Source organism: Streptomyces sp. NPDC041135 (genome assembly GCF_055592085.1).
Genome location: NZ_JBVIYZ010000018.1, coordinates 48,807 through 70,008 on the forward strand (window position 1 = coordinate 48,807; position 21,202 = coordinate 70,008).

The following is a 21,202-nucleotide window of genomic DNA, read 5'->3' on the forward strand; positions in this document are numbered from 1 at the left end:
GAGGTGTGACGTGCGCCTGCGAGTGGGTGCGAAGGGTGCCGGTCGGGCGGGGGCGCGCGAGCGGGCGGCGCTCGTCGGCGGGATGATGTCCGGAGACTGCCACCGCCTCGACAGGGACCACACATGCGCGCCATTCCGCTCACCGTCACCGCCCTCGCCGCCGCCCTCGCCCTGACCGCCTGCGGCAACGGCGGTGACAGCGGCGGCAAGAGCAAGGACGACTCGGCCTGCCGGCTCGGCACCGTCTCCCTCCAGGTCGGCGCGGCGAGCGCGGCCCCCGCGGCCGGTGACACCGGCGAGGTGCCCGTCAGCATCACCAACCACAGCGGCCCGTGCACCCTGGACGGATTTCCCTCCGTCCGCCTGAGCGGGGGCGGCACCTCCGACCGGCTGGACCCGCAGCAGGGCGCGAAGCCGCAGAAGCTGAAGCTGGCCAAGGGCGACGCCGCGTCCTTCTCGGTCATGTACGTCCGCGCCGGGTCGGGCGACAAGGCGAGCCTCGACGCCACCAAGCTGCAGGTCACCCTCCCCGGCGACGACGCAGCCAAGGAGTTCCCCTGGACGTACGGCCCCGTGGCCGGTCAGGGCGGCGCGAGCACCGCGCAGGCTTCCGTGAGCGCCTTCCAGCAGGCGGGCGACTGAGCCCGGGCCCACAGGCGGACGGCCGGCCCGACCGGTCCGACCGGTCATCCGATCGCCGGACGGCCTCTGACCTGGGCCCGGTCCGCCGCCCGCGCGCCCTCCTCCCAGCCGGCCGCGTCGGTCACCCCGCGCAGCCGGCTGGTCGTCGTCCGCGGGAACATCCGCTCCAGCCGGTCGGTGACCGCTATGTCGCGGGTGGCCAGGACCGGCAGCAGGTCCTCGGTCACCTGGGTCACGGCGGCGGCGGCCAGCCGGTCGCCGACGCGGTGCGCGTAGGCCGCGAGGAAGGACTGCCGGAAGGTCTTCGTACGCTTTCGCCCGCCGGCTCGCTGCGCCGCCTCGGCCCGGGTCATCGCGTGCGTGGCCTGCACGAGGAGCGAGGTGTACAGCAGCTCGACCACCTCGAGGTCCGCCTCGAAGCCGACGACCGTGGAGAAACCGAACGGCTCGTTCCACACCGCCCGGCAGTGGTTGGCGGTCGCCACCGCGTCCAGCAGCACCGCCTTGGCCTGCTCGTACGGCGGCTCGACCCCGATCCGGGCAGCTCCGGGCGCGTCCGGTGCCGGGGCCCGGGCGGCGAGCAGCGCCTCGTCGATGCTGTGCCGGGCCATCAGCTCCTGCGCCTTCGCGCTCAGTGCCTCCGCCTCCTCGGGGAACCCGGTCGCCTCGGCCTTGGCGAGCAGCGCGCGGATGCGGGTGAGCATCCGGGAGGCGGCGGGCCGGTGCCCCTGGAGAGGCTCCTCCAGGGGTTCCAGGGTGGGCAGGCGCAGCAGCAGGCGGTACAGCTCGAGGGCGGTGGTGGCCTGGGAGAAGCGGTCCGCCGCACGCGCTGGGCTCTCCTGCGCTTCGCCGAGGGCGTCGAGCTGGGCGGCCCAGCGCCGGCCGCGCGGCCGGTCTCCCGGAGCCTGCGACCGGATCAGCTCCGCGACGAGGGTCAGGTGCGGGCCGCCGAGGTCCCGCCGCACCAGCCGTACGACGTCGGCGGGCTGCCAGCCGCGCCGCCAGGCCGCCGCCACGAACTCCTCGCCGCGCCGGGCCAGTTCCGCGTCCGCGGCGGGGTCGGCCGCGAGGAGGGAGGCGCCCGTGTCGAGGCCGGAATCGGTGTCGTCGTACAGCGCGGCCTGGAAGGCTCGGTCGACGGTGCTGCTGTCGGTGCTGGTCACTCCTCGATCGTGCCACGGGACGCCGACAGTCCCAGAAGTTGTCCACAGCCTGTGGACAACCTGGGGAGTCAGCGTTCAGGCGTCAACTCCGGGTTGACGCCGCCCCGCTGTCAACCTAAGGTTGACGCATGACGACCGAACCGAACGACCCGGCCGGACCGGCCGGCCCCGCCATCACGTCGTCCGTACGTCTCGACGACCTCATCGCGGCCATCAAGAAGGTGCATCACGAGCCGCTCGACCAGCTCCAGGACGCGGTCATCGCCGCCGACCACCTCGGTGACGTGGCGGACCACCTGATCGGCCACTTCGTCGACCAGGCCCGCCGCTCCGGCGCCTCCTGGACCGAGATCGGCAAGAGCATGGGAGTCACCCGGCAGGCGGCGCAGAAGCGCTTCGTCCCCAAGGAGTCGACCGCCCTCGACCCCAACCAGGGCTTCGACCGCTACACCCCGCGGGCCCGCAACGTGGTCATGGCCGCGCACAACGAGGCCAAGAAGGCCCGCAACACCGAGGGCCTGCCCGCGCACCTGGTCCTCGGGCTGCTCGCCGAGCCCGACGGCCTCGCCGCGAAGGCGATCACCGACCAGGGCGTCTCGCTCGACGCGGTCCGCGCCGCCGCCGCCGGCGCGCTCCCGCCCGCCTCCGACGCGGCCCCCGAGCTGGTCCCCTACGGCCCCGACGCCAAGAAGGCCCTGGAACTCACCTTCCGTGAGGCGCTGCGCCTGGGCCACAACTACGTCGGCACCGAGCACATCCTGCTGGCCCTGCTGGAGCAGGAGAACGGCGAGGGCGTCCTGAGCGGCCTCGGCGTCGACAAGGCGCGGAGCGAGCAGTACGTCGCCCGGGTGCTGGCACTGCTGGTGCAGCAGCGGGCGGCAGGAGACCAGGGACAGGCGTAGCGACCGGCGCCGAGAGACGGCAGCGGCTCAGGTCGGGCCCGTTGTCAGAGCCGGCTGCGACACTCGGGGCATGACCGACCGGTGGGCGCTCGCACCGGCCGAGGACGGCGGGGTGGACCTGGCCCCCCTCGGCCCGGACGGGCTGCCCGCCGGACCCGTGCGGCGGGAGCCGGATCTCGCCGAGGCGGTCCGCGGCCGCCCGCAGGTGACGCGCTGGGTGTGGCGGTCGACGCCCGAGGTCTACCCGCGCCTGCTCGCCGCCGGGGTGCGGGTGGAGCGGTGCTACGACGTCGAGGACGCCGAGACACTGCTGCTGGGCCACGAGGGACGGCACGGCGAGCCACGCTCGGCGGCCGCGGCGCTGGCCCGCCTCCGGGGCGGCCCCGTTCCGCCCGACCCGCCCCGCCCCACCGGGCCGAGCGCCCAGTCCCCGCTGTTCGAGCCCCAGCAGACCGGGCTGCCGCTCGACGACCTCCTCGCGGTCTACGCCGACCAGCAGCGGCGCCACCGCGCGGCGCTCCAGCCCGACCGGATGCGGCTGCTGACCGCCGCCGAGTCGGCGGGGATGCTGGTGGCGGCCGAGATGAACCACGTGGGCCTGCCCTGGCGCGCCGACGTGCACCGCGAGCTGCTGCGCGACCTGCTCGGCGAGCGGTACGCGGGCGGCGGTGAGCCACGCCGTCTCGCCGAACTGGCCGACGAGGTCTCGGCCGCCTTCGGGCGCCGGGTCCGCCCCGACCTCCCGGCGGACGTGGTCAAGGCGTTCGCCCAGGCCGGGATCAAGGTGAGGTCGACCCGCCGCTGGGAGCTGCGGTCCGTCGACCACCCGGCCGTGGAACCCCTCCTGGAGTACAAGAAGCTGTACCGCATCTGGGTGGCGCACGGCTGGTCCTGGCTGCAGGAGTGGGTGCGCGAGGGCCGGTTCCGGCCGGAGTTCCTGGCCGGCGGGACGGTCACCGGGCGCTGGGTCACCAACGGCGGGGGCGCGTTGCAGCTCCCCAAGGTGATCCGGCGGGCCGTCGTCGCCGACCCCGGCTGGCGGCTGGTGGTCGCCGACGCCGACCAGATGGAGCCGCGCGTGCTGGCCGCGATCTCCCGCGACCCCGGACTGATGGAGGTGGCCGGCCGCGACAGCGACCTCTACCAGGCGGTCTCCGAGCGCGCGTTCTCCGGCGACCGCGCCCAGGCCAAGCTCGCCGTGCTCGGCGCGGTCTACGGCCAGACCTCCGGCGACGGCCTGAAGAACCTCGCCGCGCTGCGCCGCCGCTTCCCGAGGGCGGTGGCCTACGTGGACGAGGCGGCCCGCGCCGGTGAGGAAGGGCGACTGGTGCGCACCTGGCTCGGCCGCACCTGCCCGCCGGTCGCCGCCACGGGCGAGGACCCGACCGAGGAGGCGGGCATCCCGCTCGGCGACGACGACTCCGACGGACCGTCCCGGGGGCCGGGCCACGCCTCCACCCGCGCCCGCGCGCGTGGCCGCTTCGCCCGCAACTTTGTCGTCCAGGGCAGCGCCGCCGACTGGGCGCTGCTGCTGCTCGCCGGGCTGCGCCGGGCCTGCGCGGACCTCTCGGCCGAGCTGGTCTTCTTCCAGCACGACGAGGTGATCGTGCACTGCCCGCAGGAGGAGGCCGAGACGGTCGTACGGGCGATCCAGGAGGCGGCGGACCTGGCGGGTCGGCTGACGTTCGGGCAGACGCCGGTGCGGTTCCCGTTCACCACGGCGGTGGTGGAGTGCTACGCGGACGCGAAGTGAGCGCAGCTGGCCGAGTGAGCCGAGCTGAGCCGCGGTGCGCGTCCGGTACGGCGGGTCTGCGCTCAGCGGCCGTGTGCGATCAGGTCCCGCAGCTCCGCCAGGACCGCCTGCTCGTCGGTGCCGTCCAGCGCGGTGAGCGCGGCGCGCCAGGCCTCGTGGGCCTGCTCCTCGCGCCCCTGCTCGCGCAGCAGGAAGCCGTGCTGGTGGCGGGCGAGGGCGCCGGTGTAGTGGTCGGCGCGGGCGTCCGCGCGGCGCAGCAGCTCCGCGCACTCGCGCCCGGCGCGCCCGGTCCGGCCCAGCTGCCGCAGCGCCCGCACCAGGCCGAGCCGGCTCTGCGACTCGCCGTGCCAGTCGCCGTGGCGGCCGAGGATGCGCAGGCTCTCTTCGAAGTGCTCGGCGGCGGCCGCCGGTTCGCCCAGGGCGAGATGGGCGTAGCCGATGTTGCAGCGTGCCGAGTGCTGCACGATGACGGCGCCGATCGCGTCCCCGATGGCCAGTGAGCGCCGGTGCTGCTCGATGGCGGCACGGGGGTCGGTGTGCTCGTAGAGGTTGCCGAGGTGGCTGTGGGTGACGGCCTCGCCGTGGGGATCGTTCAGCTGCCGCGAGTACTTCAGGCTCAGCCGCAGCGCCGCTCCGGATTCCGCGTACCGGCCCAGCCCTTCCAGCAGCAGCCCCCGGTGGTTGAGACAGCGCCGGATCCAGGAGACCCGGCCGAGCCGCCGCCAGATCTCCAGTGCCTGGTCGGTCAGGGCGAGAGCCTCGTTCTGGCAGCCGGTGAGGAAGTGCAGTCCGGCGAGGTCGGCCAGTGCGTACGCCTCCGCCGCCGCGTCCCCGAGCCGGCGCGCCGCGCCGAGGGCGGCCCGGCCGAGCACCTCCATCTCGGCGACCCGGCCGCTGCGCTGTACGTACGGGAGGAACAGCCGGACCAGCACGGAGAGGTGGGCGGCCGTGCGGTCGTCCGGCGTGGCCGCGTTGCGCTCCACCAGGGCGACGATGTTCTCCAGTTCGCTGTCCCCCCACGCGAAGGCCTGCTCCGGGCAGTCGAAGGACGGCAGCCGGGCCACGTCGGCGGCGTGCCCGGGCGGCTGGGCGGCGGTGGGGCGGCGGCGGTCGTCCAGGTCGAGCCCGGGTTCGACGATGGCGGTCAGGAGGCGCTCGGCTGCGGCGGCGTACCAGCGCAGCGCGGTGCGGTCGGGGACGGCCCCGCCACCGGTCCCCGTGCCTGTCCCGGGGTCGGGGCGGTGGCCGGGCGCACCGTCCGCCAGCTCGCGGGCGAAGTCGCGGACCAGGTCGTGGGGGGCGTAACGGCCGTACGCCGTCTCCTCCAGGAGGGCGACGTCGACCAGCCGGTCCAGCGCGGCTTCGGCGCGCCGCTCGTCGGTGCCGATGAGGCGGGCGACCAGCGGGGCGCCGTACGTCGGCAGGTCGAGCGCGCCGATACGCCGCAGGGCGAGCGCCGCGTCCCGGTCGGCCTCCCGCCCGGCGGCGGCGAGCGCGTCGTGGGCGACGGCCAGGGACCGCCGGACGCTGAGGTCGTCGTACTCCAGATGGTGCAGCCGCCCCGCGGTCGCGGCGAGCTGACCGGCCAGCACCGCCGGGGTGAGAGCGCTGCGGGCGGCCAGCCGGGCCGCGACGACGCGCAGCGCCAGCGGGAGTCGTCCCGTCAGCTCCACCAGGGGGTGACCGGCGTCGAGCCCGCTGCGCCCGCTCACCGCGCGCAGCAGCGCCGCGCTGTCCTCGCCGGTCAGGGGACCGACCGCGACGCGGTGGGCGCCGTCGAGCGCGGCCAGCGGGGAACGGCTCGTCACGATCACCGCGCAGCCCGCGCCGGCCGGGAGCAGCGGCCGTACCTGCGCCGCGTTCGCCGCGTCGTCCAGCACCATCAGCGTGCGGGTGGGCGCGAGGAGCGAGCGCAACAGCGCGGCGGCCGCGTCCGGATGCTCGGGAATCCGGCGGGGGTCCGCGCCGAGGTCCCGCAGCAGCGCGGCGAGCGCCTGCGGCGGGGTGAGCGGGGACATGCCGGGGGTGGCGCCGTGCAGATGGACGTACAGCTGCCCGTCCGGGAACCGCTCCCGCAGCTCGTGCGCCACGTGCAGGGCGAGCGCGCTCTTGCCCACCCCGGCCATGCCGCTGATCACGGCGGTCACGGCGGTGGCGTCGGCCGCATCGGCCGGGTGGGTCGCCGCTGTCCTGGTCAGCGCCCGGCGGAGATCGTCGCGGAGGGCGGCACGGCCGGTGAAGTGGGCGGGGGGAGGGGGCAGTTGCGCGGGGCGGGGAGTGGCCGAGGCAGTGGCGGCGGGGGCGGCGTCGGTGCCGGGCGCGGTGGGGTGCGGGGCGGTGTCGTCGGGGGCGGCGCCCGGCGATGCGGTGCCCTCCGGTACGGGGGCCGGTTCCGGGGCCGGTCCGGGTACCGGTGGCGCGGTGACCTCGGGGCGGTCGGTCCCGGACGGAGACACCACCGGCGCGACGGGCCCTGGCTCCGTGGCCCCACGTACCGTGAGTTCGCCTCCGCCGCCCGGGTCGGCGCTGTCCCGCAGCACTTCCACATGGGTGTCCCGGACGGCCGGCCCCGGCTCGACGCCGAGTTCCTCGATCAGGCGGCTGCGCAGGTCGCGGTGGACCGCGAGGGCCTCGGCCTGGCGGCCGGTGCGGTGCAGGGCGAGCATCAGCTGACGGTGGTACGCCTCGCGCAACGGGTGTTCGGCGACGAGGGCCGCCAGCTCGGGCACGAGTCCGCCGGACCGCGCGCCGCCCAGGGCCAGTTCGGCGTCGTACCGCCACTCCAGCAGCAGCAGTCGCGCCTCCGTCAGCCGCTGCACCAGGGCGTACCCGCCGAGGTCGGCGGGGAGCCCGCTGAGCGGCGTGCCGCGCCACAGCGCGAGCGCCGCCGCGCAGGCGCGCAGCACGCCCGCCCAGTCGCGCCGGGCGTGCGCGGCGCGCGCCTCGGAGACCCGCGCCTCGAACACGTGCACGTCCAACTCGCCGTCGCCGACGCGCAGCAGATAGCCCGGCGGTACGGCCCTGAGCCGGTCGGCATCGTCGAGGAGGCGGCGCAACCGGGTGACGTGATTGTGCAGCGAGGCCTGGGCGGACACCGGCGGGGCACCGCCCCACAGCGCGTCCTTCAGCGCCTCGACGGAGACGACCCGCCCGGGCTCCAGCAGCAGCGCGGCGAGCAGCGCGCGCACCTTGGGACTGCCGATCGCCCGGGCGGCGGGCCCGCGGCCACTGCGGTCACCGGTGTCGAGGGCGTCGGAGGGGGTGTCGTGCAGGACGGGAAGAGGGTGCTCGGGACCGGACCGGCGACCGTCGGCGGAACTCGTGTTGCCGGGACCCGGGGGATCGCCGGGGGCGTCGTACGAGATGCCGTACGGCAGCGGGTCGTACAGCACCGGGGGCCCCAGCAGTCCGAACCGCAGCCCGTACCGCCGCATCGCGCCGCCCATTGCCTTCCCGCGCGGTCCTGCCGACCGTGCCCCGCGGCGGGCCCCTGCCCACCGTTCCGTGGCGGAATCCCGCCCTGTCCGAGACGGTATCCCGCCACCCGGGCCTGCCGGCCCGGCCCGGAAACCGCTGGTCTCCCGGCCTGCCTCCGCTGCCGCCCGGCGACTTCGCGCCAGCCGGCCCGCCGCCTCGGAAACAAACCGTTGGCCACATGTTAGCGATCCGTTGGCGCGGTCTGATGTGATCACTTCATCGGATCTGGCCCGACGGCGCGCGCGGATGACGCGTCACTCGGGGGAGTGTCGCCGTAGGCCGGATCCGGGGACGCAAAGGGGGCCCCGGCCGGCGGAGGTGACCGCCCGGGGCCCTTGTCCCGTCCCCCGCCACGCACCGCACGCGGCATCGCCGCCGTCGTCGCCTCGTCGTCCACTGAACGCAAAAGCCCAGCTCAGACAGTGTCTGGGCTGGGCTTCGAGTGGAGCCGCTTTCGGGATTCGAACCCGAGACCTACGCATTACGAGTGCGTTGCTCTGGCCATCTGAGCTAAAGCGGCGCGCTGTCGCACCATGGTGCGATCAGCAACGTCGGTAAGTCTACACAGTTTCGCGGGGTGCTCGTACCCGCCCCGGAGCTGGGTGCTCCGGGGGTCGCGGGAGGGGCTATGAGCAGCGCTTTCCGGGTTCAGGGGCGGTGCCGCGCAGGAGGTAGGTGTCGATCGCGGAGTCGATGCAGGTGCTGCCGCGGCCGTAGGCGGTGTGGCCGTCGCCGACGTAGGTCAGCAGGCGTGCCGAGGTGAGCTGGCGGGAGAGGGACTGGGCCCAGCGGTAGGGGGTCGCCGGGTCGCGGGTGGTGCCGACGACGACGATCGGGGCGGCGCCCTCCGCCTCGATGCGGTGCGGTGCGCCCGTGTGCCGCACCGGCCAGTACGTGCAGTTCAGGGAGGCCCACGCCAGGCCCTCGCCGAAGACCGGGGAGGCCTTCTCGAACGCCGGGAGGGATGTCTCGACCTGGTCCGGGCCGGTGAAGGCGGGCGGCAGGTCCAGGCAGTTCACGGCGGCGTTGGCGGACATCAGGTTGCTGTAGCGGCCTTTGGCGTCGCGTTCGTAGTAGCTGTCGGAGAGGGCGAGCAGTCCGCTGCCGTCGTTCTCGTCGATCGCCGCGGCCAGCGCCTCGCGCAGCTGCTCCCAGGCCCCCTCGTCGTACATCGCCGCGATCACCCCCGTGGTGGCGAGCGACTCGCCGAGGGTGCGGCCGTCCGCGTCGCCTGCGGGCAGGGGGTGCGCGTCCAGCTTGCGGAAGAAGGCCCTGAGGTGTTCGCCGATCCGGGCGGGCGGCGTCCCCCTGCCGCCGAGCGGGCAGTCGGTGCGCCGCGCGCAGTCCTTGGCGAAGGCCTGGAAGGCCGTATCGAAGCCCGCCGTCTGATCCAGGTTCAGCCGGCGCGCCGGCAGGGAGGGATCCATCGCGCCGTCCAGTACCAGGCGCCCCACCCGGGCCGGGAACAGTCCGGCGTACGTCGCCCCCAGGAAGGTGCCGTAGGACGCGCCGACGTAGGTCAGCTTCTCGTCGCCCAGCGCGGCCCGCAGGATGTCCATGTCCCGCGCCGCCTCGACGGTGGACACGTGCCGTAGCAGCCGGGGCGCGTGCGCTCCGCAGCTCTCCGCGAAGCCCTGGTAGGCCCGGACCAGACCGTCCGTCTCAGTCGGGTCGTCGGGCGTGACGTCGGTCTGCGTGAACGCGTCCATCTTCCGGCCGCCGAGGCATTCGACCGGCTCGCTGCGGGCGACGCCGCGCGGGTCCACCGCCACCATGTCGTAGCGGGCGCGGACCTCGGCCGGGTAGCCCACACCGGCGTACTGCTGGAGGTAGCCCACCGCCGAGCCGCCCGGGCCGCCCGGGTTGACCAGGAGGGAGCCGAGGGGCGCGGCCTTGCCGGTGGCCCTCTTCCGGGCGACGGCCAGCCGGACGTCCCCGGCGTCGGGCCTGGCGTAGTCGAGCGGGGCCCGCATCGTCGCGCACTGGAAACCGGGGACGCCGCAGTCGCGCCAGCGCAGCGTCTGCCCGTAGTACGGCGCCAGCGCGGACGGCGTCGAGCGGGGCAGCGCGGCCAGCACCGCGTCCCCGGCGCCCGCCGCCGACGTCGCCGTCGTCCCGGGGGAACAGGCGGACACGAGCACGGCGGCGGCCGCCAAGAGGGTGGCCGGGATGCGGGACAGCGGCCGGAGCCTGCGCCGGTGGGTGCGGGGGGTGCGCCTGGTGTGCATCGGACGAGCGTAACGCTGCGCGACCGGACGGGCGCGTAGCGTCCGGGATCATCCTCGTACGGGTGACCCGGTCAAGGCGAAGTCACCGCCACGGCCACAGCGGCCACGGCGGGGGCTCGTCCCACACGGTCATGCGGCGCAGTCATCCCGCGCGCAGTGCCATCGTCATGGCCTCCACCGCCAGCAGCGGCGCCACGTTGCGGTCGAGGGCCTCGCGGCAGGCGGAGATCGCCTCTATACGCCGCAGGGTGGACTCGGGGGAGCTGCCGCGGGCGATCCGCTGCAACGCGTCCTCCGCATCGGTGGTGGCGATCGCCACCCGGGAGCCGAGCTGGAGGGCCAGGACGTCGCGGTAGAAGGCGGTGAGGTCGCCCAGGGCGACGTCCAGGCTGTCGCGCTGCGTGCGGGTTCTGCGGCGCTTCTGCATGTCCTCGAGATCCTTCATCACGCCCGCCGTGCCGCGCGGCATCCGTCCGCCCTGGGCCGCGCCCAGCGCCGCCTTCAGCTCCTCGGTCTCCTTGCCGTCCGTCTCCTCCGCGAGCTGCTTGGCGTCCTCGGCGGCCGCGTCGACGAGTTCCTGCGCGGCGCGGAGGCAGGCGCCGACCTCGTCCAGGCGCAGCGGGAGCTTCAGGACCGCCGCCCGGCGGTCGCGGGCCGCCGGGTCGGTGGCGAGGCGGCGGGCGCGGTCGACGTGGCCCTGCGTGGCGCGCGCCGCCGCGGCGGCGACGGCGGGTTCGACGCCCTCACGGCGTACGAGCATGTCGGCGACGGCGTCCACCGAGGGGGTGCGCAGGTTCAGGTGCCGGCAGCGGGAGCGGATGGTGGGCAGCACGTCCTCGATCGAGGGGGCGCACAGCAGCCAGACCGTGCGCGGGGCGGGCTCCTCGACGGCCTTGAGGACGGCGTTGGCCGACTTCTCGTTCAGCCGCTCGGCGTCCTCGACCAGGATGATCTGCCAGCGGCCGGTCGCCGGCGAGGTGTACGACTTGCGGACCGTGTCCCGCATGTCCTTCACCAGGATCTCCGCGCCGACCGCGGCGACCGTGGTGACGTCGGCATGGGTGCCGATCAGCGCGGTGTGGCAGCCGTCGCAGAAGCCGCAGCCGGGGACGCCGCCGAGGGCGCGGTCGGGGCTGACGCACTGCAGGGCGGCGGCGAAGGACCGCGCCGTCCGGTTCCGGCCCGCTCCGGGCGGGCCGGTGAACAGCCACGCGTGCGTCATCCGGGACGCCTCCGGCACCGGCGCGTCCGCCGCGTCGGCGGTGACGAGGGCGTCGGCGTCCCGGGCAGCGCCGGTGAGCAGCTCGCTCACCTTCTCCTGCCCGACGAGGTCGTCCCACACGGTCATGGGTCACGCCGCCCTTCCGTCGCCTTGCGCGTCACGGAATCCATTGTGCGGGTGCCCACCGACAACGGCCGACGGCGCCCGGTCCGGCGGCGCCCGCCACCGGTGGCTCCGGGTCGCCGCGGCCGGGTCCGCCGCGGCCGTTCAGCCCCGGCGCCCGCGTCCCCGGCCGCGGCCCGGGTTCGGGTCGTCGTCCGGTCGGCCGCGGCCCTCCTCGTCGTACGACCCCAGCAGTTCGTCCGCCAGCGTCGGCAGGTCGTCCAGCGGTGTCTCCTCCGCCCAGTCCGACCGCGGCCGGCGGCGGGCCGTGCCGTCGGCGTCGACCTGGGGCAGCTCGCGCGTACCGCCCTCGGAGCCGTCGGGGCCCGCGGCGGGGCGCTCGCGCTCGTCCCGGAAGAACCCGGGCGGCACCCGGCCCGCCGGGTCCTCGTCCCGCACGGGAGGCAGGACGGCCGTCTCGTCGGCGGCGCCCGCGGTGACGGGCGGCAGGACGGCCGTCTCCTCCGCCGCCCCCGGGGTCACCGGCGGCAGCACCGCCGTCTCGTCGGCCGCACCGGCCGTGAGCGGCGGCTGCGGCAGCTTGGCCGTGACCTCGGACGCGGACTCGGGGCGCGCCCCGGCAGCCGGTCCGGCGTCCGGGCCCGTCCCGCGGCGGCCCCAGGACACGGCTTCCCCGGGGAAGTGCCCGGCATCGGTGCCGTCGCCGTCCCAGGTCTCGCGCACCGGTCGCAGCACCGTCGTGTCGTCCGTGCCCGGCGACACCGCCGGCGTCGGCACGCTGGTCGTCTCCGGCGTCGGCGCGGTGGTCGCCTCCGGAGCCGCACCCGCATCCGCGCCCCCACCCGCAGGACGCCGCGGGACCCGACGGGGCGCCGTCGGCTGCTGGGCCGCCGAGTCCGCCGCGGAGGCCGCCAGGGCCGCCTGCCGGCGGGCCTCCTCCGCGCGCAGCAACGCCTCCTCGGCCTTGCGCTGCTTCTCCAGGCGCCGCGCCTCGGCCTCGGCGTGCAGCCGGGCCTCCTCCTCGGCCTGCAGGCGGCGGCGCCCCTCCTCGGCCCTGCGGCGGGCCTCCTCCTCGGCCCGGGCCTTCTCCTCCGCGAGGAGCCGCGCCCGCTCCTCGTCGGCACGCCTGCGGGCCTCCTCGGCGCGCAGCCGGGCCTCCTCCGCCTGCCGCTCGGCCTCGCGCCGCTGCGCCTCCTCCAGCTCGCGGCGCTTGCGCTCCTCCTCCTCGGCGCGCAGCTTGGCGAGCTGCTCCTGGCGCTCGCGCTCCAGGCGCTCCTCCTCGGCCTTGCGGGCGGCCTCTTCCTCGGCCCGGCGGCGGGCCTCCTCCTCGGCCTTCCTCCGTGCCTCTTCCCGCGCCTTGATCTCGGCCTCGGAGAGCGGCAGCACGGTGTCGAGCCGGTGGCGGATCACGGTGGTGACGGCCTCGGGCTCCTGGGCGGCGTCCACGACCAGGTAGCGGCCGGGGTCGGACGCGGCGAGCGTGAGGAAACCGGCCCGCACGCGCGCGTGGAACTCGGCGGGCTCCGACTCCAGCCGGTCGGGCGCCTCCGTGAACCGCTCCCGGGCGGCCTCGGGGGAGACGTCGAGCAGGACGGTCAGGTGCGGTACGAGTCCGTTCGTCGCCCAGCGGTTGATGCGCGCGATCTCGGTCGGGGACAGGTCGCGGCCCGCCCCCTGGTAGGCCACCGACGAGTCGATGTACCGGTCGGAGATGACGACGGCACCGCGCTCCAGCGCCGGGCGGACGACCGTGTCGACGTGCTCGGCCCGGTCGGCCGCGTACAGCAGCGCCTCCGCGCGGTGCGACAGCCCCGCCGAGGACACGTCCAGCAGGATGGAGCGCAGCCGCTTGCCCACCGGGGTGGCGCCGGGCTCCCGGGTGAGCACGACCTCGTGGCCCTTGGCGCGGATCCACTCCGCGAGGGCCTCGGCCTGGGTGGACTTGCCGGCGCCGTCGCCGCCCTCCAGGGCGATGAAGAAGCCGTTGCCGGTGAGCGCCTGCGCCGGGTCGTCGCCGCCGAGCAGCGCGTCCCGCAGGTCGTGCCGCAGCGGTACGCCGGCGCGGTCGTCGACCTTGGCCAGCACCAGCGCGGCCACCGGCAGCAGCAGCGCGCCGACCAGCATCAGGGTGAAGGCGGCGCCGCCGTGCGCGAACACGAACTTGCCGTTCTCCAGGCGGTGCGGGCCGATCAGCGCCGCCACGAGGGGGGCGATCAGCGCGCCGAGCGCGACGACGACGCGGACCACCGCGTGCAGGTGCTCGGTGGTACGCGCCCGGCGGTAGTCCTCGGTCTCCAGGTCGAGCAGGGTGTGCCCGGTGTTGGCGGCGACGCCCGCGCCGATCCCGGCCAGCACGAGGATCAGCAGCACCGTGGTGACGTCCGGGACGAGTCCGGCGGCCAGCAGGGCGACGCCCGTGAAGGCGATGGCCAGGGCCAGCAGCCGGCGGCGCGAGAGGGACGGCAGCACCGAGGGCGCCGTACGGATGCCCACGACCACGCCACCGGTGAGGGCGAGGACCAGCAGGCCGTACAGCACCGGGCCGCCGCCGAGGTCCTTGGCGTGCAGCACGCACACCGCGACGGCCGCGGCGACCGCCCCGGCCACGGCGGCACAGGCCGGCACGAGCAGCGGCACGGCACCCGTGCGGCCCTTGTCGACGCCGGTGCCCGTGCGGGGGCGGCGCAGGCCCTCCAGCGGGGAGCGCGGGCGCGGGGTGCGGATGCCGGGCAGCTCCAGGAAGACCAGCACGGACAGGGACGCGGCGAACAGGCCGGCCGCGACGTACGACCCGAGGGCCGCCTGGTGCTGGCCGAACCAGTCGATCCCGGCGCCCAGCAGGTTGTTGAGCAGGGCCGCGACGACGAGGACGGCGGCGGCGAGGGGGATCGCCGCGAACGTGGTGCGCAGCGACAGCCGGCGCAGGGCGTCCATGTGGTCGGGCAGCGGCCGTACGGTGGCGCCCTCGGGCGGCGGTTCGGGCAGCAGGGCCGGGGCCGCGCTCTCCCGGCACACCGTCCACAGGCGCTCGGCGACACCGGCGACGAAGGCGGTGACCAGCAGGATGACCAGCGCGTTGTCCGGCGTCCAGTCGATCCACAGGGGCGCGACGATGAGCAGCGCGGCGCGCAGACCGTCGGCGCCGACCATGGTCCAGCGGCGGTCGAGCGGGCCGTCCTTGGAGGTGAGGGCGGTGAGCGGTCCGAGGAGGACGGCGCCGAAGAGCAGCGTCGCCAGGATGCGCGCCGCGAAGACGGTCGCCACTGCGAACGCCGCGCCGCGGTAACCGCCGCCGAAGGAGCCCTCGGCGAGTGCCGCCTGGAGGGCGAGGACGACCAGGACCAGCAACGTGAGGGCGTCGGCGACCCCGCTCACGAGCTGCGCGCTCCACAGGCGCCTCAACTCCGGTCGGCGCAGCAGGGCGCGGACGGCGCGCTCGCGGGAGTCCGCGACCAGGGCGTCGTCCGGTGCTGTGGTGGGGGCCGTTGGCTGCTCGGCTCGCGTCATGCGGCCAGCCTATCGGCAGCCGCCGACAGCCCGGCGGGCCCGTCCGAACGTGCGCCCGCCCCGACACCAAAGTGATGCCGGGGCGTTCGTTTCGCGAAGCCTCTTCGGGGAAGGGGCGGGCGCCGGTGCCTCAGTCGTCCGCGCCGGAGGACGCCGTCCGGGCGGCGGGCGCCTTCTTGGCGACGGTCTTGGCGGCCGTCTTCTTGGTGGTGGTCTTCTTGGCGGCCGTCGTCGTCTTCTTCGCGGCCGTTTTCTTGGCCGCGGTCTTCTTCGCCGGGGCGGCCTTCTTGGCGGTGACCTTCTTCGCCGTCTTCTTGGCGGGCCCCTTGGCGCGCTTCTCGGCGAGCAGCTCGAAGCCGCGCTCCGGGGTGATCGCCTCGACGCTGTCGTCGGCCCGGAGGGTGGCGTTGGTCTCCCCGTCGGTGACGTACGGGCCGAAGCGGCCGTCCTTCACCACGACCGGCTTGCCGCTGACCGGGTCGTCGCCCAGCTCCTTCAGCGGCGGCTTGGCCGCGGCCCGGCCACGCTGCTTGGGCTGGGCGTAGATCGCCTGCGCCTCTTCCAGCGTGATCGTGAAGAGCTGCTCCTCGGCCTGCAGGGACCGCGAGTCCGTGCCCTTCTTCAGGTAGGGCCCGTAGCGGCCGTTCTGCGCGGTGATCTCCACGCCGTCGGCGTCGACGCCGACGACCCGCGGCAGCGACATCAGCTTCAGGGCGTCCTCGAGGGTCACCGTGTCCAGCGACATCGACTTGAACAGCGACGCGGTGCGCGGCTTGACGGCGTTCTTGCCGGTCTTCGGGGTGCCCTCGGGGAGCACCTCCGTGACGTACGGGCCGTAGCGGCCGTCCTTGGCGACGATCGGGTGGCCGGTCGCCGGGTCGGTGCCCAGCTCGTAGTCGCCGCTCGGCTTGGCGAGCAGTTCCTCGGCGAGATCGACGGTCAGCTCGTCCGGCGCCAGGTCCTCCGGGACGTCGTGGGACTGGTACTCCTCGGTGCCCTTCTCGCCGCGCTCGACGTACGGGCCGAAGCGGCCGACGCGCAGCACGATGTCGTTGCCCACGGGGAACGAGGAGACCTCGCGGGCGTCGATCGCGCCCAGGTCGGTCACCAGTTCCTTGAGGCCGCCGAGGTGGTCGCCGTCGCCGTTGCCGGCGTCGACCGCGGCGCCCTCGGCGTTGCCCTCGCCGAAGTAGAAGCGCTTCAGCCACGGCACGGCCTGCGCCTCACCGCGGGCGATCCGGTCGAGGTCGTCCTCCATCCGGGCGGTGAAGTCGTAGTCGACGAGCCGCCCGAAGTGCTTCTCCAGCAGGTTGACCACGGCGAAGGACAGGAAGGACGGCACCAGGGCCGTGCCCTTCTTGAACACGTAGCCGCGGTCGAGGATCGTGCCGATGATCGACGCGTACGTCGACGGGCGGCCGATCTCCCGCTCCTCCAGCTCCTTGACCAGCGAGGCCTCGGTATAGCGGGCCGGGGGCTTGGTGGCGTGCCCGTCGACCGTGATCTGCTCGGCCGAGAGCGCGTCGCCCTCGGCGACCTGCGGCAGCCGGCGCTCGCGGTCGTCCAGCTCGGCGTTCGGGTCGTCGGCGCCCTCGACATAGGCCTTGAGGAAGCCGTGGAAGGTGATCGTCTTGCCGGACGCGCTGAACTCGACGTCCCGTCCGTCGGCGGCGGTGCCACCGATCTTGACGGTGACGGAGTTGCCGGTCGCGTCCTTCATCTGGGAGGCGACGGTCCGCTTCCAGATCAGCTCGTACAGCCGGAACTGGTCGCCGCTCAGGCCGGTCTCCGCAGGGGTGCGGAAACGATCGCCCGAGGGCCGGATCGCCTCGTGCGCCTCCTGCGCGTTCTTCACCTTGCCGGCGTAGGTGCGCGGCTGGGGCGGCAGGTAGTCGGCGCCGTACAGCTGCGTGACCTGGGCGCGGGCCGCGGTGATCGCGGTGTCGCTCAGCGTCGTGGAGTCCGTACGCATGTACGTGATGTAGCCGTTCTCGTACAGCTTCTGCGCGATCTGCATCGTCGCCTTGGCGCCGAAGCCCAGCTTGCGGCTGGCCTCCTGCTGGAGCGTCGTCGTACGGAACGGCGCGTACGGCGAGCGGCGGTACGGCTTGGACTCGACGGACCGCACGGAGAAGCGGGTGTTCTCCAGGGCGGCGGCGAGGGCACGGGCGTTCGCCTCGTCGAGGTGCAGGGTGCTGTCGCTCTTGAGCTGTCCCACGGAGTCGAAGTCACGGCCCTGCGCGACTCGCCTGCCGTCGACGGTCTGCAGGCGGGCCACCAGCGACGACGGGTCCGACACGTCTCCCGCGCGGCCGGTCGCGAAGGTGCCCGTCAGGTCCCAGTACTCAGCGCTGCGGAAGGCGATGCGCTCGCGCTCCCGCTCCACCACGAGCCGGGTGGCGACGGACTGCACACGGCCGGCCGACAGGCGCGGCATGACCTTCTTCCACAGGACCGGCGAGACCTCGTAGCCGTAGAGGCGGTCGAGGATGCGGCGGGTCTCCTGGGCGTCGACCATGCGCTGGTTGAGATCGCGCGGGTTGGCCACGGCGGCGCGGATCGCGTCCTTGGTGATCTCGTGGAAGACCATCCGCTTGACCGGCACCTTGGGCTTCAGGACTTCCAGCAGGTGCCACGCGATGGCCTCGCCCTCGCGGTCCTCATCGGTGGCGAGGAAGAGTTCGTCGGAGTCCTTCAGCAGGTCCTTGAGCTTCTTGACCTGGGCCTTCTTGTCAGCATTGACCACATAGATCGGCTGGAAGTCATGGTCGACGTCCACACCGAGGCGGCGGACCTCACCGGTGTACTTCTCGGGCACCTCCGCGGCGCCGTTGGGGAGGTCGCGGATGTGCCCGACGCTCGCTTCGACTACGTAGCCGGGGCCGAGATAGCCCTTGATCGTCTTCGCCTTGGCAGGCGACTCGACGATGACGAGTCGGCGGCCGCCCTGTGCGGTCTCGCTGGTCGGGGACAACTTCGCTCTTCTCTCCGGTCGGCTGCTGGGGGGCTCCCCAGGCCTTGGTTCCCGGGGTCGGGTCGTGCTGACGCTGCGGAGTGTGACGGTACATCCCGCCCCCGTGTCAAACGGGGAAAGCCCGCAACGGCCACTCGAACGGTAACCCGACTCCAGCCGTTCCTGCCGCCCGGAGTGCCCGGTGGCCCGCCCGGCCCTGTCCGGCGGAGACCGCTTCACCCGGCCCTCCGGCGGTCCGCCCGCCGACGTCAGAGGCGGGTCAAGCAGTAGACACCGACGCCGAGCGCCATGATCGCGGCGGCGCCGGCGACGGCCGCCGATGCGACCTGGTTCACATGGTGGGCGACCGGCTGACGGCGGCGGACCCGGCTGCCGGTCCACACCAATAGTGCGCCTCCGAACAGGGCGAACACCAGCCCTGTGAAAACCGCCGGCCCGCTCTCCATGGCTCCCCGCGCCCCTTCCCCGCCGTCCGCGCCCGCCCAGCGCCGGACACTGGCAGGCCCGGGCGACGGGCGGGCGACATCGCGGTGAACACGGGGTCGACGCGATGTCCGGCGGCCGAGGGCCCGGCCGTCCCGACCCTGCCGCCCGGCAGTGGAATTCCGGCCGTTTTCCACCGACCGGCGCGTCTGAGGTCCGCGCCCGTCCTCCGTGACCGTCTTCCGTGGCCTTCGCCGTGGCCTCCACCGCGGCCACCGCCGCGGCTCGGTATCAGACCGCGGGCTCCAGGAAGCCCTGCTCCACCAGGAGCCGGATCTGCGCCGGGGTGCGGTCGCGAAGCAGCACCGGGTCCTCGCCGACCAGCTGGGCGATGGCGTCGAGGATGCGGCCGGCGCTCAGCGAGCCGTCGCACACGCCGGCGAACCCGGCACCGACCGTGTCCACCTTGGTGGCCCGGCGCATCCCGCGGTGCTGGCGCAGCACCACGTGCTCCGGGTCCTCGGCGCCGGGCAGCCCGACCTGCTCCTGGACCACCTCCGCGGCGAGCTTGAAGTGGCCTTCGAGCAGGGCCGCGTCGTCGTGGGCGCGGAGGTAGTCGAGGCGGGCGAAGTGCGCGAGCACCGTGTCGCCGAGCGGCTGTTCCACCGGGTGCGGCCACTCCTCCACGGTGACGGAGGGCACGGCCGCACCGGTCCTGCGCAGGGTGATCCAGCCGAAGCCCACGGCCTTGACCTTGCGTGCCTCGAACTCATCGAGCCAGGCGTCGTACCGCGCCTGGTACTGCGCCGGATCGTCCCGGTGGTCACCGGCGTCCCTCAGCCACAGCTCGGCGTACTGCGTGACGTCCTGCACCTCGCGCTGCACGATCCAGGCATCGCACCCGCGCGGCACCCACGACCTGATCCTGTCCTGCCAGTCCTCCCCCGCGACGTGCTGCCAGTTGGCGAGGAACTGCGCGTACCCGCCCTCGTTGAGCCGTTCCCCCGCCTGCTGAACGAGCGAGCGGCACAGATCGTCCCCGCCCATCCCGCCGTCCCGGTACGTCAGCCGGGCGCCCGGCGAGATCACGAAGGGCGGGTTGGAGACGATCAGGTCGTACGTCTCGTCGTCCCGGACCGGCTCGAACAGCGAGCCCTCGCGCAGCTCGGCCGCCGGGGCGCCGGAGAGGGCGAGGGTGAGCGCGGTGATGTGCAGCGCGCGCGGGTTGACGTCGGTGGCGGTCACCCGGGTGGCGTGCTGCGCGGCGTGCAGCGCCTGGATGCCGGAGCCGGTGCCCAGGTCGAGGGCGGCGGCGACGGGCGTACGGACGGTGATGCCCGCGAGGGTCGTCGAGGCACCGCCGACACCGAGGACGACGCCCTCCTCACGGCTTCCGATGCCGCCCGCGCCGCCGACCGCGCAGCCCAGGTCCGACACGATGAACCAGTCCTCGCCGTCGGGCCCCCCGTAGGGCCGTACGTCCACGACCGCGGCGACCTCGTCGGCTCCCGCGCGCCGCAGCCACCCGCCCTCCAGGCACTCCCCGACGGGCAGCACGTCCGCCACGCGCGCGTGCGGCACGGGCTGCTGGAGCAGGAACAGCCGTACGAGCAGCTCCAGCGGTGTGTCTCCGCGGGTCGCCCTGAGGGCGGGCACGGTCTCACTGCGGGCCAGCGCCGCGTAGGCGGGGGCGCCGAGCAGGTCGAGCAGTCCGTCGGCCGTGAAGGACGCGGCGAGCAGGGCGTCGCGCAGCAGGGCCGCGACGTCGGTGCGGTCGGAGGCGGGCAGGGGGGCGAGGCCTGAGTCAGTCACGCCCCCCATTGTGGCCCGCGCCGCGCCGCTCGGCCGGTCCGAGCGGGAGGGCCGGCCGGTCCGAGCCGGACGCTCGGCCGGGCTCAGCCGAGCGCTCGGCCGGGCTCAGCCGGGCGCTCGGCCGGTCTCAGCTCGCCTTCGCCGAGGCGGACGCGGAGTCGGAGGCGGACGGGGAAGACGATGCGGCGCCGGACGCGGGGGCGGCCACCTTCTTGCAGCTCGCCTGCTTGGCGATGGCTTCCTTGACGTCGCCCTGCTCCAGGTTGCGGAGGGCGACGGTGCCGCTCTTGTTCTGCTTCTCCAGCTCCGCCATCTGGGAGGCGACCTCGTGCAGACCGGTCGCGAACTTCCCCTGGTCCTTGGTGTCGAGCGCGTCGACCTTCTTCTTCAGGTCGGCGTACGACGTGGCCAGGCCGTCGAGGTTGCTGACGGCGTCCTTCTGCCGCTTGGCACCGTCGTCGATGCTGGGCGGCGCGCCGGCGTTGCTGATGGCCGCCGCGAGCGCCTTGTAGCCGTCGGACATGTCCTGGAAGGCCTGGGAGTCGGTCTTCTGGATGGCCTCGGGGGTGCTGGTGGTGTCCGAGGCGGTCTTCGCGATCGCCGCGTTGGCCGCCTTGATCTTCGCGTCCTGCGCGGGCACGGCGTCGCACACCTTCTTGGCCCAGGCGTCCAGCTTCGGGTCGGTACCACCGTCGCCGCCGCTGCACCCGGACAGCGCCACTACCAGTACCGCACCGCCGGACAGTGCGGCCGCGAGCTTCTTGTTCACCGGATCGGTCCCTTCCATGGCTCTCGGCCCCCGGACCCTACACGGGACCGGCCCGGCACCCTCATCCCGGCCACCCATTAAGTGGGCTTTTAGGACTGTTTGCCCGGTGGGAGAGAAGGCTCACGGTGTAGTGGTGCGCGCCCGCACGAACGGGCGGGCGGCGCGTCAACACGCGCCGCCCGCCCGCCCTTTGCGCCGGCCGCCGGG

The 21,202-nt window shown here is 74.6% G+C and carries 12 protein-coding genes and 1 tRNA gene; 3 read left to right on the forward strand and 10 right to left on the reverse strand.

The features are described 5' to 3' along the window. Positions 1-123: 123 nt before the first annotated feature. Complete coding sequence (locus ACZ6CZ_RS29425) at positions 124-642, forward strand: DUF4232 domain-containing protein (RefSeq protein ID WP_469027176.1); 519 nt, start codon at positions 124-126, stop codon at positions 640-642. A gap of 44 nt (positions 643-686) precedes the next feature. On the opposite strand, the gene ACZ6CZ_RS29430 is transcribed toward ACZ6CZ_RS29425, so the two are convergent. Beyond that, entirely contained in the window at positions 687-1,805 is a 1,119-nt protein-coding gene (locus ACZ6CZ_RS29430) for a DUF2786 domain-containing protein (protein WP_469027178.1), read from the reverse strand. 128 nt (positions 1,806-1,933) lie between these two features. On the opposite strand from ACZ6CZ_RS29430, the gene ACZ6CZ_RS29435 reads away from it, so the two are divergent. After that, complete coding sequence (locus ACZ6CZ_RS29435; protein ID WP_469027181.1) at positions 1,934-2,707, forward strand: Clp protease N-terminal domain-containing protein; 774 nt, start codon at positions 1,934-1,936, stop codon at positions 2,705-2,707. A gap of 70 nt (positions 2,708-2,777) precedes the next feature. Then, positions 2,778-4,460: a bifunctional 3'-5' exonuclease/DNA polymerase gene (locus tag ACZ6CZ_RS29440; RefSeq protein WP_469027183.1), complete on the forward strand. Its 1,683-nt coding sequence runs from the start codon at positions 2,778-2,780 to the stop codon at positions 4,458-4,460. Between the two features lie 62 nt (positions 4,461-4,522). On the opposite strand, the gene ACZ6CZ_RS29445 is transcribed toward ACZ6CZ_RS29440, so the two are convergent. The 9 genes from ACZ6CZ_RS29445 to ACZ6CZ_RS29485 form a co-directional block, all read right to left on the reverse strand. Then, the gene (locus tag ACZ6CZ_RS29445) at positions 4,523-7,894 is read right to left on the reverse strand and encodes an AfsR/SARP family transcriptional regulator (protein ID WP_469027294.1); all 3,372 of its coding nucleotides are present in this window, start codon (positions 7,892-7,894) and stop codon (positions 4,523-4,525) included. A 486-nt stretch (positions 7,895-8,380) separates the two neighbouring features. Then, positions 8,381-8,457, reverse strand: a tRNA-Thr gene (locus tag ACZ6CZ_RS29450). Positions 8,458-8,563: 106 nt separating this feature from the next. Beyond that, on the reverse strand, positions 8,564-10,165 hold the full coding sequence (locus ACZ6CZ_RS29455) for an alpha/beta hydrolase (RefSeq protein ID WP_469027186.1): 1,602 nt from the start codon (positions 10,163-10,165) through the stop codon (positions 8,564-8,566). A gap of 142 nt (positions 10,166-10,307) precedes the next feature. After that, positions 10,308-11,513, reverse strand: coding sequence for a DNA polymerase III subunit delta' (locus tag ACZ6CZ_RS29460; RefSeq protein ID WP_469027188.1), 1,206 nt, complete (start codon positions 11,511-11,513; stop codon positions 10,308-10,310). A 141-nt stretch (positions 11,514-11,654) separates the two neighbouring features. After that, on the reverse strand, positions 11,655-15,017 hold the full coding sequence (gene tmk, locus ACZ6CZ_RS29465; protein ID WP_469027191.1) for a dTMP kinase: 3,363 nt from the start codon (positions 15,015-15,017) through the stop codon (positions 11,655-11,657). Positions 15,018-15,147: 130 nt separating this feature from the next. Further along, positions 15,148-17,991, reverse strand: a complete 2,844-nt coding sequence (gene topA / locus ACZ6CZ_RS29470) for a type I DNA topoisomerase (protein WP_469027193.1) — start codon at positions 17,989-17,991, stop codon at positions 15,148-15,150. A gap of 248 nt (positions 17,992-18,239) precedes the next feature. Next, positions 18,240-18,437 carry a hypothetical protein gene (locus tag ACZ6CZ_RS29475; RefSeq protein WP_469027195.1) on the reverse strand — a complete coding sequence of 66 codons (198 nt, stop codon included), beginning with the start codon at positions 18,435-18,437 and terminating at the stop codon, positions 18,240-18,242. A gap of 268 nt (positions 18,438-18,705) precedes the next feature. After that, positions 18,706-20,235 carry a DUF7059 domain-containing protein gene (locus ACZ6CZ_RS29480; RefSeq protein WP_469027198.1) on the reverse strand — a complete coding sequence of 510 codons (1,530 nt, stop codon included), beginning with the start codon at positions 20,233-20,235 and terminating at the stop codon, positions 18,706-18,708. A 118-nt stretch (positions 20,236-20,353) separates the two neighbouring features. Further along, entirely contained in the window at positions 20,354-21,013 is a 660-nt protein-coding gene (locus ACZ6CZ_RS29485) for a small secreted protein (protein WP_469027200.1), read from the reverse strand. Positions 21,014-21,202: the final 189 nt, after the last annotated feature.

Excerpts from the sequence above, each read along its gene's own strand:
- ACZ6CZ_RS29425 (WP_469027176.1), top strand. The coding sequence starts at position 124 with ATGCGCGCCATTCCGCTCACCGTCACCGCCCTCGCCGCCGCCCTCGCC.
- ACZ6CZ_RS29435 (WP_469027181.1), top strand. The coding sequence starts at position 1,934 with ATGACGACCGAACCGAACGACCCGGCCGGACCGGCCGGCCCCGCCATC.
- ACZ6CZ_RS29440 (WP_469027183.1), top strand. The coding sequence starts at position 2,778 with ATGACCGACCGGTGGGCGCTCGCACCGGCCGAGGACGGCGGGGTGGAC.
- ACZ6CZ_RS29445 (WP_469027294.1), bottom strand. The coding sequence starts at position 7,894 with ATGCGGCGGTACGGGCTGCGGTTCGGACTGCTGGGGCCCCCGGTGCTG.
- ACZ6CZ_RS29455 (WP_469027186.1), bottom strand. The coding sequence starts at position 10,165 with ATGCACACCAGGCGCACCCCCCGCACCCACCGGCGCAGGCTCCGGCCG.
- ACZ6CZ_RS29460 (WP_469027188.1), bottom strand. The coding sequence starts at position 11,513 with ATGACCGTGTGGGACGACCTCGTCGGGCAGGAGAAGGTGAGCGAGCTG.
- tmk (WP_469027191.1), bottom strand. The coding sequence starts at position 15,017 with ATGACGCGAGCCGAGCAGCCAACGGCCCCCACCACAGCACCGGACGAC.
- ACZ6CZ_RS29475 (WP_469027195.1), bottom strand. The coding sequence starts at position 18,437 with ATGGAGAGCGGGCCGGCGGTTTTCACAGGGCTGGTGTTCGCCCTGTTC.
- ACZ6CZ_RS29480 (WP_469027198.1), bottom strand. The coding sequence starts at position 20,235 with ATGGGGGGCGTGACTGACTCAGGCCTCGCCCCCCTGCCCGCCTCCGAC.
- ACZ6CZ_RS29485 (WP_469027200.1), bottom strand. The coding sequence starts at position 21,013 with ATGGAAGGGACCGATCCGGTGAACAAGAAGCTCGCGGCCGCACTGTCC.